The organism is Undibacterium sp. GW821-FHT11H02, assembly GCF_058808015.1.
In genome coordinates this window covers 84286-100535 of the sequence record NZ_JBXARG010000014.1, presented here as the reverse complement: position 1 = coordinate 100535, position 16250 = coordinate 84286, and the positions used below count along the sequence as shown (strand labels likewise).

Annotated in this window: 14 protein-coding genes; 12 read left to right on the top strand and 2 right to left on the bottom strand. The window is 46.6% G+C overall.

All coding sequences use genetic code 11. From position 1 onward, the window contains the following. Positions 1-147 precede the first annotated feature (147 nt). On the bottom strand, positions 148-2658 hold the full coding sequence (locus AC1RR2_RS14665; RefSeq protein ID WP_493223009.1) for a zinc-dependent metalloprotease: 2511 nt from the start codon (positions 2656-2658) through the stop codon (positions 148-150). A 391-nt stretch (positions 2659-3049) separates the two neighbouring features. Between AC1RR2_RS14665 and AC1RR2_RS14660 the strand changes: the two genes are divergently transcribed. Then, on the top strand, positions 3050-3838 hold the full coding sequence (locus AC1RR2_RS14660; RefSeq protein ID WP_493223008.1) for a substrate-binding periplasmic protein: 789 nt from the start codon (positions 3050-3052) through the stop codon (positions 3836-3838). Positions 3839-3892: 54 nt separating this feature from the next. Continuing rightward, positions 3893-5263: an MATE family efflux transporter gene (locus AC1RR2_RS14655; protein ID WP_493223007.1), complete on the top strand. Its 1371-nt coding sequence runs from the start codon at positions 3893-3895 to the stop codon at positions 5261-5263. Between the two features lie 6 nt (positions 5264-5269). Here AC1RR2_RS14655 and AC1RR2_RS14650 read toward each other — a convergent pair whose 3' ends face one another. Next, positions 5270-7300, bottom strand: a complete 2031-nt coding sequence (locus AC1RR2_RS14650; protein ID WP_493223006.1) for a UvrD-helicase domain-containing protein — start codon at positions 7298-7300, stop codon at positions 5270-5272. A gap of 175 nt (positions 7301-7475) precedes the next feature. Between AC1RR2_RS14650 and AC1RR2_RS14645 the strand changes: the two genes are divergently transcribed. The 10 genes from AC1RR2_RS14645 (at position 7476) to AC1RR2_RS14600 (ending at position 16240) form a co-directional block, all read left to right on the top strand. Continuing rightward, positions 7476-8072 (top strand): class I SAM-dependent methyltransferase, encoded by a 597-nt coding sequence (locus tag AC1RR2_RS14645; RefSeq protein WP_493223005.1) that lies wholly within the window; start codon positions 7476-7478, stop codon positions 8070-8072. A gap of 814 nt (positions 8073-8886) precedes the next feature. After that, a complete protein-coding gene (locus AC1RR2_RS14640; RefSeq protein WP_493223004.1) occupies positions 8887-9462 on the top strand; it encodes a Pvc16 family protein in 576 nt (191 codons plus the stop codon). A gap of 8 nt (positions 9463-9470) precedes the next feature. Further along, positions 9471-10325 (top strand): hypothetical protein, encoded by an 855-nt coding sequence (locus AC1RR2_RS14635; protein ID WP_493223003.1) that lies wholly within the window; start codon positions 9471-9473, stop codon positions 10323-10325. Between the two features lie 17 nt (positions 10326-10342). Further along, entirely contained in the window at positions 10343-11893 is a 1551-nt protein-coding gene (locus tag AC1RR2_RS14630) for a phage tail sheath family protein (protein WP_493223002.1), read from the top strand. 86 nt (positions 11894-11979) lie between these two features. Beyond that, on the top strand, positions 11980-12438 hold the full coding sequence (locus AC1RR2_RS14625; protein WP_390213954.1) for a phage tail protein: 459 nt from the start codon (positions 11980-11982) through the stop codon (positions 12436-12438). Positions 12439-12446: 8 nt separating this feature from the next. Next, a complete protein-coding gene (locus AC1RR2_RS14620; RefSeq protein ID WP_493223001.1) occupies positions 12447-12914 on the top strand; it encodes a phage tail protein in 468 nt (155 codons plus the stop codon). Between the two features lie 284 nt (positions 12915-13198). After that, positions 13199-13363: a DUF5908 family protein gene (locus AC1RR2_RS14615; protein WP_493223000.1), complete on the top strand. Its 165-nt coding sequence runs from the start codon at positions 13199-13201 to the stop codon at positions 13361-13363. A gap of 2 nt (positions 13364-13365) precedes the next feature. Next, positions 13366-14043 (top strand): CIS tube protein, encoded by a 678-nt coding sequence (locus AC1RR2_RS14610; RefSeq protein WP_493222999.1) that lies wholly within the window; start codon positions 13366-13368, stop codon positions 14041-14043. A gap of 61 nt (positions 14044-14104) precedes the next feature. Beyond that, a complete protein-coding gene (gene vgrG, locus AC1RR2_RS14605; RefSeq protein ID WP_493222998.1) occupies positions 14105-15895 on the top strand; it encodes a type VI secretion system tip protein VgrG in 1791 nt (596 codons plus the stop codon). A gap of 45 nt (positions 15896-15940) precedes the next feature. After that, positions 15941-16240, top strand: a complete 300-nt coding sequence (locus AC1RR2_RS14600; protein WP_493222997.1) for a PAAR domain-containing protein — start codon at positions 15941-15943, stop codon at positions 16238-16240. Positions 16241-16250 lie beyond the last annotated feature (10 nt).

Below are 16250 nucleotides of genomic sequence, written 5' to 3'. Positions count from 1 at the left end.
AGCCATCTGCAAGCACGCTCGCGCTTATCTCAATATTAAACACAAGAGAGTTGCGAAATATCGAAAGAGTTGAGCATGCTTTACGAGCACTGAGAGATGCGGATACGAATTCTGTATCCGCTTGCTTCGAGGCCAGATCATTCAAACTTAAATTGGCGCACCCGGCGGTATCGGAGGTAAAGGGCGCAATTTCACACTAGCTGGATCTCGCAGGTATGAAAAAATCAACTCTGCTGCTTGCTTACGACTGCTGGCACTACTGCCTTTCGCAGGGTTCTTCTGTAACCACCCGCCCAGTTCAGCTACCACTTGACGTACCTCGGCCTGAACTTGGGGATGCAAACGAGCGCTGTCTAACAAATTCAAAGTCGCATCGAGTACCACCCAATTCGCTGCCAACTGCACCGCTTCACCAGCGACTAAATGACTAGCAATCGCTTCGCGTTTCCAAGTCTGATCAAACACTTGTTTGAACAATTCAGCAACGCCAAGTTGTTGCGTATCGTTCGCCTGCTGCCACGCTAAACGATTGATTCGGGCAGAATCAAACAAAAACATACTGGTTTGCGCAGCGCCTGCTTCTACCGCTGACAAGGCATCAAACACCACATTCATACGACCCGAAAAATACTCAGGGGTACGATTAAATCCCTCCGATTGTGGCGTCAAAATATCGAGTACATTTTTTGGCAAAGCCAAGTTTTCGGCACGCAAACTGCTCACCATCTTTTGCAATGCCTGTCTTTGTAGGGCGGCAGGTACTGTTTTAATGCCTGCTTGCACGCGGCCTGCATTCAAGTCTTGCGCCGTACCATATTCATATTCGCCACCCGCAATCAAACGCGCGACAGCTTCGGTCTGATAACGATGCAATAAATAGACAGGCACCAAACGTGCCTCCAACTCGCCAATTTGGCGCTGTGGTGGCAATACTGCGGCCGAAAAATTACTCAAAGCACGTTGACGTACTGCCATTAAATGATCATAGGATTTCACCGAATCGGCACCGGTATCCCACAGCAGGCCATTGGGATGTGCCGCACCGGGCGAGCGGGAATCGGTATCCGATACATATTGCAGGCCAGCGGCTTTAGCGGCGACACGCAATTTGGCTAAAGCTTCGTCTTCATTCTGGCCAGGAAAGTTGGAGTACAAATGTTGAATCACAAAATCATCCCAAGGACCGACGCCGACGCCATAGGCCTCTTTCAGCTCAAGCTCGCCCTTGCTATTTAGGCCCAACAAGGGATGCGGATAATCCATCACGGAACCATTGCCCTGACGGCTAGGCGCAAAATTATGCGCAATCCCTAAGGTATGACCGACTTCATGCGCCGCCAATTGACGCAGACGCGCTAAGGCCATTTGCTCAGCTGCGTTTTTCTTTTCGGTATTGGTACTCTTGCCATAAGGCGCTAATAAACTCTCGGCAATCAAAATATCCTGACGCACGCGCTGCGATCCCAAAGTGACCGCACCTTTAATGATTTCACCTGTGCGCGGATCACTAACGGCATTGCCATACGACCAGCCGCGTGTGGCTCTGTGTACCCACATAATGGTGTTATAGCGGATATCCATAGGATCAACGCCTTCAGGTAATAATTCAACCTTATACGCATCTTTGAAACCGGCTTTTTCAAACGCACTACTCCACCAACGCGCACCATCTAATAGTGCCGAACGTACGGGTTCTGGCGTACCGCGATCCAGGTAATACATGATAGGTTTTTTGACTGTACTCAGCGCAGCATTAGGATCGATCTTTTCTAAACGATGCCTTAACTGCCAACGTACTTGTATGCTATCGGCCAATGGGGTTGCGAAATCCATTTTTTCACTATCAATGCCGCCAGAGCCAGGATGATAGGCGCGAGGTACATAGCCTTCGGGAAGACGGATCAAGCTGATATGCTGATGTACGCGCAAGCTCTTAGCATCCGCCGCGACCTGACGTACATACTGACCTTCGCCAGCACCGGCCAAAGTTAATACCGCTTCCAGTTCAGTATTATCAGGAAAAGATTTGGCTTGCTGGCTCAGCACTGCGCTGCGTTTTTCATCGAGCGCATAGTTACCTTGGCGACTACGATTCAAACTATCTGCCACACCATGTCGGTCGGCCAGTAAGAAAGATGAGAAATCAATCAGATAACGTTGATTCCCACTTACTGTCTCATTCGCCAAAATATCGCCGGCCCACAATACCGCCCCGGCAAAAGCTTCGCGCACCGATGCTCGTTCATCCGCATTGGGTGAGTCTGCCACAAAACGGGTATTTTCCTGTACCAAAAACAAACGTTTCCCGTGCCGTTCAAAGCGCACTAATTTACTACTACCAACCTGACCACGATCCAACCCGACATCATTTGATCCCAAACCAAATGGCAATGAGGTCACCAACAAAAACGGCTTATCTAATTCTGTCACAGCCAGAAAAACCTTAGCCTGCTCCGCACTACTCCAAATATCGAATAAGCCAGTCTGCTTTTTCATACCCATTGTGAGGGTAGCAAAATCGCCAACCTTAGCATTGACACTCACAGTTGCCGGCGTCTGACGTGCTTCGGTCACCGTCGTACTAAACGCCAGCACAAGACTAGACGCCAAAATGCTTAACATCAATTTTGACTGCGGCACAGATATAGACACGGACATAGTATTTCCTCGATTGAATGAATTGAAAGTGCTAAAACTTTTAAAGATATGAACAAGGGCTTGGACTAGGCAACCCAAGAATTAGTTGCGTTTGTATACCAACTATGAAAAGAATAATCCTATATTTAAGGTAAAACTATCTTTACTTTAACGCAGGTTTTGACCAGTCGTTTGAGGTCTGCGATTTATATAAATAATTAGGAATGAAGAAAACTATGCTTTACAAGTTGAAAATGATTTAAACGATATGAACTTAAATGCCGCGAACTTGTCCGATTAAGTTCAAAATACGCCACGTCTTTGCCTTAGTTTTTGTGTCACGTGATCAGAAAAACGCAACGGCGTCCCAGACTCTTGCTACAATCAAAGACAACGCCGAGCGAGATACAGCATGAAATTACTTAGTATTTTTATTCTGGTTCTGACTTTTAATGTGGGCTTATGCACCACGTTGGTATCTGCACAAGAACGGCTTAAATTACAGACCATAGAAGAATTTGATCGCGAAGGCAAACCCATACCTTTAGCAAAACCGACTGCAGAACTCCTCAGCTACATAGAGCGGACCTTACATATACACTTTCAAATCCAGCGCGTCCCTTGGAAGCGCGCCATGAGCAATGCACTGAAAGAAGATTTGGTATTGTTAGGCATGTCCATCAACAAAGAGCGCCTCGAAAAATACCTATTTTCAGATGCAATCAACGCCAACGGCAATTGGTTAGTGACGCGCTGCGACTCTCAATTCGAATTCAATCATGTCCAGGATCTAAAAGGAAAATTAATCGGGGTGGTCGCAGCGACCAGTGCTGGCGAGGCATTCGATGAACAAGTCGGCAAACTATTTAAGGTTGAAAACGATATAGGTGCAGGTATCTCACGTCTGCAAAAATTGATGGCAAAACGCATGGATGCCTTAGTTTGGTATGACAATATCGATGCCCCACATATTGTGGAACACAACATCAATCTTAACTATGCACAACGCCGCCTACCCAACACGACTGCAGATCCAAAACCATTTTGTGTATTACCAAAACCGATTTCTATTGTCAGCAATCATTTTGCCATGCGCATTTCGCCGGCCAACCGACAACTATTAGATCGCATCAATCAAGCGATGGCAAAAGGGCGAAAAGAAGGTGCAATTCCGCCCGTTGCCGCAACTATTTTGAATTAATCCGCTACACTGCCTGCTTTATTCAAAAAATTCTCTCCAACAGGCAATAGCGTCATGGCAACTGCACCAGGCTCCCCCCAGATCAATCGTAAATTTTTAGAAGGTTCGACCATGCGCCATGTCATTAATATGACAGCGACAGGCTCGGTCGGACTGATAGCTGTTTTTTTAGTTGATGTATTAAATCTGATTTATGTGTCGCAACTCGGCAAACACGAAATCACTGCTGCCATCGGTTATGCCAGTACCTTACTTTTCTTTCACACCTCGATAGGCATAGGCTTATCAATCGCTACCACTGCGGTAGTATCACGCGCGGTCGGTGCGGGAGAAATGCAGATCGCGAAACAATTGGCTGGCAGTGCGCTCTTTCTAATCGCCGGCATTAGCACTGTTCTGGTTTTGCTCACCTATCCACTGTTGTCGAGTTTCTTAAATTTATTGGGTGCGCAGGGCGAAGCTGCCGCATTAGCAAAACGCTTCTGCGCCATCGTTCTGCCCTCACTGCCTTTACTGTCATTGGGAATGGGTTTAAGCGGGCTGCTGCGCGCAGTCGGCGATGGTAAGCGTGCGATGTATGTGACACTGGGCGCCGCAGCCGCGACAGCGATACTCGATCCGCTGTTTATTTTTAGTCTAAAACTGGGCTTAGATGGTGCCGCCTATGCCAACATTATTGCCCGTTTGGTCTTGGCCGGTGTTGGCTTTTATGGTGTATTCAAAATTCACCATTTGTTCGCACAACCAACACCAGACATTTTTCGCCGTAGCGTTAAGGCCTTTGCCAATATTGGTATCCCAGCGATCATGACGAATGTCGCGACCCCATTTGGCAACGCAGCGGTCACCACTGCCATCGCAAAATATGGAGATTCGGCGGTGGCAGGTTGGGCGGTGATTTCACGTTTGATTCCTATGGCCTTTGCCGGACTATTCGCCTTATCCGGTGCGATCGGTCCGATCTTAGGGCAGAATCTCGGTGCCAAACGCTTTGATCGCCTGCGCTCTACTATGCGCGACAGTTTGAAACTCACTTTGATCTATGTATTGGTGGTGTGGTTCTTTCTGGCTGTCTTCAGTTCACTGATCGCCGCGGCTTTTGACGCCCATGATCTGGGGCGCGATGTGATCGTTTTCTTTTGTATTTTTGTTGCCGGCAGTTTTCTTTTTAACGGTAGCCTGTTCGTTGCCAATGCGGCGTTCAACAATTTGGGCTACCCACTCTATTCCACTGCGCTTAATTGGGGACGTGCCACGATAGGCGTGATTCCCTTTGTCTATTTTGGCGGCCTGTGGTTTGGTGCACGCGGCGTCATGGCTGGTTATGGACTGGGCGTGGTTTTCTTTGGTGCCATAAGCGTATGGCTGTGTTTCCGTGTCTTGGATAAATTAGAGAATCAAACACATATGGCGCCGACAGCCTGAAGTAAATTATTCCTTAGGCCGGCTTAATAAGGCCTTTAGGTTAGCCAAACGATTCTGCGGCGTAATGATTTCTTCCTCGGTAGGCAGGGCGTCACCTTCATCGAGTTTCATCTCTTTGATAAAGCGCGATGGATCGCAATGGACAGATTCACCAGCACGTTTGCGTTTTTTGCACCAGGTGACGTGCAAACTACGTTGGGCACGAGTGATGCCGACATACATCAAACGCCGCTCTTCTTCGATGCGTGCAGCTATGGTTTCGACTGGCGCATCGGGATCACCCTTATGCGGCAAGATGCCTTCTTCGACGCCGACTAAAAATACATGGGGATATTCCAATCCCTTTGACGCATGCAGTGTCGACATGCGCACCGCATCCGGGTCTTCATCTTTGCCTTCCATCATGGTCATTAAAGCCACCATTTGGGTCAAATCGAGCAGGCTACGATGCTCGTCGGTACCTTCTTTGCCGCCATTGCCTTTTTGTTTTAACCATTGCGTGAAATCGAGCACGTTTTGCCATTTGCTTTGCGCAGCTCTGTCATCGAAGCTATCGTATAAATAAGCTTCATAGTTGATCTCCTTCATCAAATCGTCCAGCAATTGTTCGGCATGACCTTCTCTGTGCGCATGCGCTTCGACGTTATTGATAAAGTTGCAGAATTCACGCAAAGGGCGCAATTGCCTGTCGGTCAAAATCGCTTCAATTCCGCCTTTGAACACAGCTTCAAACAAGGAACATTGCCATTGTCCGGCGTAAGAACCGAGCGCCTCAAGAGTCGCTTGTCCAACGCCACGTTTAGGTGTCGTAATAGCGCGAATGAAGGCAGGATCGTCTTCTTCATTCGCAATCAAACGCAGGTAAGCAATAATGTCTTTAATCTCGGCGCGATCAAAGAAACTCTGCCCACCAGAAATCGTGTAGGGAATACGCTCTTTACGCAGCGATTGTTCAATCACACGCGCTTGGTGATTGCCCCGATACAAAATGGCATAGTCAGCCCAAGCGGCACGACGCTCAAAGCGGTGAGCGGAAATCATGATTGCGACTTGTTGTGCTTCTTGCTCATCGTCTTGCATGCCCATCACTTTCACCGGATCACCTAAGCCATGTTCCGACCACAAGGCTTTTTCAAACAATTTGGGATTGTTGCCGATCACGGAATTGGCCGCCTGCAAAATGCGGGTGCTAGAACGATAGTTTTGCTCCAGCTTAATGATACGCAAGTTCGGAAAGTCGACCTGCAAGGTTTTCAAGTTTTCTATTGTCGCGCCGCGCCACGCGTAGATCGCCTGATCATCGTCACCTACCGCAGTGAACATCGGCTTCTTGCCTATACCGGTCACCAGCAATTTCACTAACTCATACTGGCAGGTATTGGTATCCTGATACTCGTCTACCAGCAAATAACGCAAACGACGTTGCCATTTGTCACGCACCTCTTCATTTTGTCGAAACAGCTCTACCGGCAATCGAATCAAATCATCAAAATCAACCGCCTGATACGCCGATAGCGTCGCCACATAACTGCGATACACGCGCGCCGCCTGCGCTTCGTCTTCATCCTGCGCTTGTTGCAGTGCTTGTTCAGGATCAACCAGACCATTTTTCCACAAAGACATGGCAGTTTGTATCCGACGTATCAACTGCTTGTCTGTGGTAATTGCGAGGTCTTGAACCAAAGAGAAGCAATCATCACTGTCCATAATCGAGAAGCGATCTTTCAAACCTAGAGCACGCGCTTCTTGCCGTAAGATTTTTACACCCAGAGAATGAAAAGTGGACACCGTTAGCTTGTTCGCCTGTTTTGGTTCCTTGAGCAATTTTGCAATCCGTTCTTGCATTTCCAAGGCGGCTTTATTTGTAAAAGTCAGCGCCGCAATATGCTTAGGGTCGTAGCCATGCAGTTCGATCAGATTGCAAATTTTTTGGGTAATGACCCGCGTTTTACCCGAACCAGCGCCTGCCAAAACCAGGCATGGGCCATCCATATAATTGACTGCATCGCGTTGGGGTTGATTTAGACCGTGGGACATGAGAACTACCGGAATGCTATTAAGGCGCTATTGTAACCGCTGACGAGGTAAAACTTGGCATTGAGGGCTGAACAAGGCTTGGCATTTTTTAAATTGCAAATGAAAATAATTCGTTAAAATAAATAGTAATTCCTTCGTCTCAGCGACTATAACTCTATGCGAACAGGCCGACACCATGAATCTGATTGAAAAAGCGACCGTGCAAGCCTTTCACCGGGACCGACTCGGCAAAGACGACCTGCGCGCATTAGGTTATCGGAATAATGACAGCCAACAAAAACGCTTTCAGGCACTGACACAATGGGGCGATATGAGTCATTGTTCAATCTTAGATCTAGGCTGCGGCTACGGCGACTTAAGACCTTTCCTCGATCTGCATTACCAAGACTTCATCTATCTCGGCGTCGACTTCCTTAGGGAGTTCATAGACGGTGCAACGCAACGTTATGGCACGCTACCCAGCACCCAATTTTTTCAATCCGATTTTTTGACCTCAGGTTTGCCCGAAGTCGATATCGTGATTGCTTGCGGTAGTCTGAACTATCGCTCAGACAACTCCCTGCATCCTTGGCAAACGATCAGCCGCATGTGGGAGGTGGCGAATAAAGGGGTGGTATTTAATATGCTTGATGCAAGCCAATTTGCGGAGGATCAGGTTTTATGTGGCTATGAGGCGACGCAAGTACTTAAGTTTTGCCGTCAACTTGATCCCCAGGCGGAGATTTATACGGCTTATTTGGCGGATGATTTCAGCATCTTTATGCGCAAATAGTCTTACCTGATCACACTGCCCTTCCAAGGGCTTCCATGCTAAGAATAGCGAACTGCTAGACAGATAGTAAGCTGTCCATTTCTATGTTCTGCTAAGCACAAAGAAGCATTTTCAATACCTATCTTCAATTCGAGCAGAACGATTTTGCGCTCCACTATTCGCTGGCCGGGCAGTCTTTAAAGCTGAAAGTTAGTCCTCCTCATACTTGCACCGGGTCGCCCGTTTTGTACAAAGCGTTTTGTCCTGTTCAAGACACCCCATACGCACGCTCCACCAAGTTAAACATATTTATGCTGGCACACCTTTTGCTGTGCCTAGCTGAGTATGGCTGGGCGAGATTAGCAAATTGACGGATCCAGACAGGTGGCACAAATCTGAAAAAGTGGTCTTATTAAAAAATAATAGATGAGCAAGCCATTGCAGATCAAAAAATAAATTATCGGCTCGCTTAAGTTGTAAATACAAATTTCTCTTATTGCTTTACATGGATAAAAGTAAATTTACATGCACGCTTCTTATTTTTACGTGTAATTTTTTATCAAAACAGAAAGTATTTTTTCATTCAACACAAAATGCAGGTATTTTTCTCTCATTTAAGCAAGAAAAAGAGAACTTAATGTTCTTGTCATTGTAAGAGGTGACAATAAAAATAGAACTTCTGTTGCATATTGATCAAAGATCTATTTGTGCAAACATCAAGTCACATGCTACTGTAGTAAACTAATTTTGCAAGCTTTAAAACAAAGAGTAAATATCTACTTTTTTATAAACTGGTCTTATCAATTTTTGTTCAATTATTCAAGGAAAGCCAGCCATGATTAACGCTGCTATCAGTCATCTGGCTCAGCAATTGAATCAACAATTCAAGAATAATTTTCATGTATTGGAAGACGTGGTGGTGGTGTCAAATCTGATGGAATTGGACGGCACGGTCGCACCCAATGCCAACAATAAGCTGGTGTTGACCTTGGTGAATATTGAAAAAGACAGTATGCCGTATCGTCCCAATCTGCCGACACGCGGGATGGACGACAGACAGTTGGTACACAGCAGTCCGCTTTACTTGAATTTGTATTTGATGATGTCAGCCAATTTTGGCGCTGGCAATTATGGCGAGGCTTTAAAAACGATTTCTCAGGCCATCAGTTTTTTTCAACAGCAAGCCGTGTTTGATCGTCAAAACAGTCCGGGTTTGGATAACAGAATAGAAAAGTTAATTTTGGATATGGAGAACTTGAAGATACCGGATTTGAATAATTTGTGGAGCCTGATGGGAGGGAAATACTTACCTTCCGCGTTCTACAAAGTGCGGATGATTACCGTCGATGCAGGTGCCATTGTGCAACAGGTACCTGTCATCACGGATCCGCGCCAGAGTCTTCAGCGCTAGTCTTAAAAATGGCACGTTATTTGCCTTTGTTCGCAATACAAGTCGAACATGAATTCTTTGCAGAGAGCTTAGGATCAGAGAGTTTGTCTTTGGAATTTGCACCAGACAAGGCCAGTGCAGAGATGATGCAAAGAGCAAATTTATTGTTGCGTCGGTGCGGCACTGGCATAGAGATTTGGCGCGAGGATCGCGAAGCTGGGTCGATGGGGATAGCAAATAAGCTTGAAGTAGAGACGACATTAGATTTTGTATTTTTGGTGTCTTCATCTGATCCCATGTTCGATTTTTATACTGCATGGGAAATGAATAAACCTGTCGTTTTTTCTGGTGTAAATGCTGATACCAGTAAGGTCGACAAAACAAATACGCAAAGTCTGCAAATGCAGACGGCAAAAGCATCTGACTATGATTTAAGTAGTTTTGAGCGCCAAAGAGCGTCCATCGTTTTTAGTGTGAAGTTACAGCACAAATTGCAGCACAGATTACCAACTGGCGCCGACGCAGAAATGACGCGCTATATGATTCATTTAAAGGCCAGACCTCTGCATTGGAAATATTATTTCTGCGGCGCTCTGGCAAAAAAACAGTTACAGATCGTTGATTTAGATCGTGAGAACGATGGTGGTGGTACAGAGTTTCGTCCATCACCAAATGTCGCTGGCAGTAATGGTCAGGCGTTTGTGTCTGATGCGGCGCTGCCGATGAGAAGTATCCCGTCACAGCGTTTTCAGTTACGTGAAGCAGATGCGACCGGGCGAGTATTAATGCGGCGATTGCCAAACGCCAGTATTCAAAAAATTGGCAAAGAAGGAGCTCCGGACGGTCAATCACTGCTCGTTGCGGAAATTTATATTCATCAATAATCTTCAAAGGAACACATATGGCTGGCGCGTATAAAACACCTGGTGTCTATATCGTAGAAAAAAATGCCTTTCCCAACTCGGTGGTCGAAGTGGCGACTGCGGTGCCGGCATTTGTTGGATACACCAAATTTGCTGACAATAAAGGCAGTTCGCTCAAAAACAAACCTTGGCGCATTACCTCTTTATCTGAGTTTGAGAGTTACTACGGTAAAGAACCTAATGACCAATTCAACATCGTAGAAAATACCGACAAAAATATCGCCGGTGATTTCAAGTCTGGTGGTAAATCCTACATATTGAAGCGACCAAACGACAAGAAAGATACTGAGCGTTTCTATCTGTATCGTTCTATGCAATTGTTCTTCCAAAATGGTGGCGGCCCATGCTACATCGTATCAGTCGGCAATTACACTAAGACTGAAGATGATGGCAGCGTCAAAGAAGAGACCGTACTTAGAAAAGCATTGGAAGACGGTATTGACCTGCTCTTGAAAGAGCAAGAACCGACGATGGTGGTGATACCTGATGCGCAAGCGCTTGATTTTGATAATTGCATCGGTGTTCAACAATATAGTTTGAAGCATTGCTTCAGCCAAAAAAATCGTTTTGCGATTCTCGATGTCTATGAGGGCTACAAGGAACGCAAAGATCCCAAGGGCGATTGCATTGTGAATTTCCGGGGCGATTTGGGAATTAACTATTTAAATTATTCCGCGGCTTACTATCCATGGCTGAACACATCCATTGTTCAAACCACGGATCTGGAGTTCTCCAGCTTTGTTGATATCACCGAAGTCAAAACCTTATTGCTCGCAGAAGCAGGTGGTGCCAATGCACCAAAAGAATTCGCCGATATTCTGAATCAAATCGGTGATGCGGGTCGCGATCAAAAATTAAAAACCTATTTGTCAGACGACGAATTGCACAAGATTTTGTTCTCGGTTAGCCCAACTTACAAAAACATCTTGTTGGCGATCAAAAACAAATTAAACGTACTGCCACCTGCAGCGGCAATGGCAGGCGTATATACCATGGTAGACAATTCACGCGGCGTGTGGAAAGCCCCTGCCAATGTCAGTTTGGCGAGTGTGGTCTCTCCTACCGTAAATATCTCTCACGATGAGCAAGAGGATTTGAACGTCTCGACAGCGGGTAAATCCATCAACGCAATTCGCTCGTTCATCGGTGAAGGCACTTTGGTATGGGGTGCCCGTACACTAGACGGTAACAGTCTGGATTGGCGTTACATCAATGTACGCCGCACTATGATCATGATAGAAGAATCCCTGCGTCTGGCGACCAAAGCCTATGTCTTCGAACCGAATGTCAGCGGCACCTGGATCAATATCAAGAGCATGGCAAGCAACTTCCTAACCAGTATCTGGAAACGCGGTGGTTTGGCAGGTGCTAGTCCAGAAGACGCGTTCAGCGTGCATGTTGGTCTGGGTGAAACCATGACGCCAGAAGATATTTTGGAAGGCTATTTGCGCGTGACTATCTTAGTGGCATTGAGCCGCCCTGCTGAATTCATCGAGATCACGTTCCAACAGCAAATGCAAAAATCATAGGTCGCCGATTTTCAATCGCGTTCCCCATTTGGGTGCGCTAAAGAGAAACCGCATTTTATTTAAGTCAATTTATTAAGAGGTTTGTTATGGCAGATGATGGATCAAAACAATCGGCAAATGTATGGCCTTTACCGAAGTTCTATTTCAAAGTGGAATGGGATAAAAATGAAATGTCTTTCCAGGAGGTATCTGGACTCGACGTACAGTCAGAAGAAATTAAATATCGTCACGGCAATAGCCCAGTCTTCTCTGTGATCAAGATGCCGGGTATGAAAAAATACGGCAATATCACGATGAAAAAAGGCGTATTCAAAGGCGATAATAAATTTTGGGATTGGCTCAATCAAATCAAACTCAATACGATCAAACGGGTTCCCGTCACGATCAGCCTGTTGGACGAAACAGGGAAAGCCACTATGGTTTGGACTTTAACCAATGCCTGGCCAACCAAAATTTCCAGCACGGATCTGAAATCAGAAGGCAATGAAGTGGCGATCGAATCTATCGAAATCGTGCACGAAGGCCTGACGATCGCGAATAAATAAACACCAGCATGAGTGGTGAATATTTTGAGGAGGGTTATCCTCCTCCCGCGTTTTATTTCACCGTGACTTTTGGTAACGGTGGACAGATTCCTGATGCGTCGTTTAGCGAAGTGTCAGGGATCAGTATCGAGATGGAAACCGAAGCGGTGGTCGAAGGCGGTGAAAATCGTTTTATCCATCAGCTTCCCAAGAGTATTAAGCATCCCAATCTGGAGCTCAAGCGCGGCATATCTATGCTGAACTCGCCTTTGGTGAAATGGTGCAAGGACACGCTGGAGGGTGCATTTATCAAATCCATTGTGCCACAGACCATCATCGTTAAGCTCAATGGTGCGGATGCACAGGTACTGCGCGCATGGGCATTTATCGATGCCTATCCGATTAAATGGGAAGTGGAAGGATTCAATGCAACCAAGAATGAGGTGGCGATAGAAAAAATGACTTTCGCTTATACCTATTCGAAACGCAGTAAGTAATCTGTTCGCAATAAGTTGACCTAAATAAGTTGACCTAAGGTGATTGTTCAGTCTCATTGATAAGAGTAAAAAACCAAACCCCTCAACGCCGAGACGTAGAGACGCTGAGGAGCGCAGAAAAAAGTGAAGATTTCACTGGTTTTCCCCGCGTATCTCCGCGCCTCTGCGTCTCGGCGTTAAGGGTTTTGATCTTTTTTATGGCGACTGAATAATGACAAACTAAGTAAGCTCGCCGTACTAAGTCAACCCGATTTTTTCATTCACTTAGAGAAGTGCTGCATATCATGGCTATCGAAATTAAAGAATTGATTATCAAAACGACGATCATCAATCGACCTGTCGATAGAGAAGATGAAGCGGAATTCGATAAGCAAGTGATGAAAGAAGAAATTCTGTCTGAATGCCGCAAATTGCTACAGAATTTACTACGTGAACGCCGGGAGCGTTAATCGTGTCTGGTCAAAAAACACTATTAAAAATCTCAGGCTGCAGCGTCGCAAAAAACGGCAGCATCAGCGTTGATAGCTCACGCCCAGTTTTTGAAGCGCTGATTAATCCGGCTGGTTATGGACATGATTTCTCGATTAAATACGCTAAAAATCAGGCTTTAGGTCAAGCAGGTAATGAAGCAAAATTTCACGCCAGTCAACCTGAGAAACTGAGCCTCAAAGAACTAGTCTTAGACGGTACAGGGGTCGTACCCGGTACAAAAAAAACCGTAAAAGAGCAAGTCGAGTCATTACGCAATACCGTCTACACCTATGTCGGTACCAAGCATGAAGCACCGATCGTGCAAGTCGTTTGGGGCAGCCTGATTTTCTACGGTCGTGCCGAAGGTTTGAAGTTTGATTACACCTTATTTAAACCCAACGGTGAACCGCTGCGAGCCAGGATATCTTTGCAGTTTGTCGAATACACCAGTGCCGCCGAGATCGTCAAAGAAGAGGCGCGTAGCTCACCTGATTTAACCCATCTGGTCGTCGTGAAAGCAGGCGACACCTTGCCTCTCTTGTGCGAAAGAATTTATCGCGACAGTGCTTATTGTACGGAGGTAGCGAGAATCAATGGTCTGAGTTCTTTTCGTCAATTACGCCCTGGCACCAATCTGCGTTTTCCACCGTTGGCATAGTTAGCATAATTGACATCCATGATTTTGAATATAAGTAGTCTTAGACAAGAAAAGATGCACGATGGCCAACTCCCCACTTACTGATAGCACCGGCGTACTCAGTTTCACTATCACTTGCGATGGTGCGCCTATGCCAGATATTGTCCAGCTTGTCTCGATTGAAACCGATCACAGCACGAATCGCGTTCCAAGCGCCATCATCACCGTGATAGATGGCGATATGCCGAATGGGACGTTTCCAGTTGCGGATGCGGGCAATTTCAAACCTGGCGTCGAGGTCGTGATCAGCGCTGGCTATGATAACGTGACCAAAGTTATCTTCACCGGCATCGTCATTAAACACTCGGTCAAGATTAATGGCGACAACTATGCACGCCTGATCATTGAATGTCGCGATAAGGCACTCGCCATGACCATAGGCAGAAAAAATGCCAACTTCGTCAACAAAACTGATAATCAAATCATCTCCAGCCTGATCAGCAATCACAGCGGTTTAACAGCAAGTGTGGACAGCACTAGCGTCAGCTATAAAGAGTTGGTGCAGTACTATTCCACCGACTGGGACTACATGATGGCGCGAGCTGAAGTGAATGGTTTTCTGGTTACTGTCGATGCAGGTACGGTCAACGTCAAAGCACCGCTGGCCAGCGCCAGTCCTGTGCTGACCTTGACTTACGGTATGGATTTATTGGATTTCCAGGCGGAACTCGATTCGCGCACGCAACTGAGTTCAGTGACTAGCACCAGCTGGGATTTAGCGCAGCTAGCGATCGTGCAACAAACCGCGCAGCCAGCCAGCTTGACCGGACAAGGTGATCTCGATTCCAAAACTTTAGCGAAAGTCTTGGGTGCTGGCGACTTCGGATTGCAAACCGCGGCCCCGTTAGAAAGCGCCACACTGACTGCCTGGAGCAAAGCACAGCAGACCAAAGCAGCGCTATCCCGCATTCGCGGTCATATGCAATTTCAAGGTAGTGCGCTAGCAAAACCCGGCGTCGTGCTGGAATTAAAAGGCGTGGGTACCCATTTCAACGGCAATGTCATCGCTAGCAATGTGTTCCATCGTCTGAACGACGGTAACTGGATTACCGAAGTGGAATTCGGCATGCCAACTTATTGGTTCACTGAAGAGCATCAGGTACAAGCGCCGGAGGCAGCAGGATGGACGGCTGGCATTTGTGGCTTGCATGTAGGCATAGTCATGAAGCTAGATGCCGATCCAGAAGGCCAATACAAAATTCAAGTCTCTCTGCCTTTAATGAACGCCAGCACGCCCGGCGTCTGGGCTCGTTTTGCCAGCTTTTATGGGTCGTCCGGTTTCGGGGCTTTCATCATTCCAGAAATTGGCGATGAGGTGGTGCTAGGTTTTTTTAATAATGATCCATCCTGTCCTGTGATTTTGGGCAGCTTGTATAGCAGCAAACATGTGCCCCCTTACGAATTGACAGCAGAAAATAATTTCAAAGCGCTGGTCACGCGTAGTAAGTTGAAAATGGAATTTGATGACGGCAGTAAGGTCATCACCTTCATCACACCAGCAAACAATAAAATCGTCATCAGCGATCAAGACAAATCGATACTCTTGCAAGACCAAAATAACAATAAAGTCGAACTAAGCCCAACCGGTATTTTATTAGATAGTCCCAAGGACATCACCATCAAAGCTTTAGGCAAAATATCGCTGTCGGCAGTACAAAATATAGAAATGGCAGCACAAATGGATGTCACTACGACCGGTCTCAATATCACCAGCACCGCCAATCTCAGCCTCACCGCAAAAGGTACTGCCAGCGCAGAACTATCCGCCGCAGGACAAACTACGGTCAAAGGTGCCTTGGTGATGATTAATTAGTGACGAAGCACACCGAAAAAGAATACGAAGAAAGCGACAAGAAACATGCCTCCAGCCTCACGAATTACTGATATGCACGTCTGCCCCATGGTGACACCAGGTCTGCCACCAATACCGCATGTCGGTGGTCCGATTTCCGGCCCTTGCGTGCCGAATGTGTTAATCGGCAGCTTACCGGCCGCGGTGCTGGGTGATATGTGCGTCTGCGTTGGACCACCCGATACGATAGTCAAAGGTAGTGCGACAGTTTTGATTAGTGGACGTCCGGCGGCACGCATAGGCGATACCACGGCGCATGGCGGGAGTATTGTTTTAGGTTTTCCTACGGTCATCATCGGTGGTTAGCTTTGTCGAT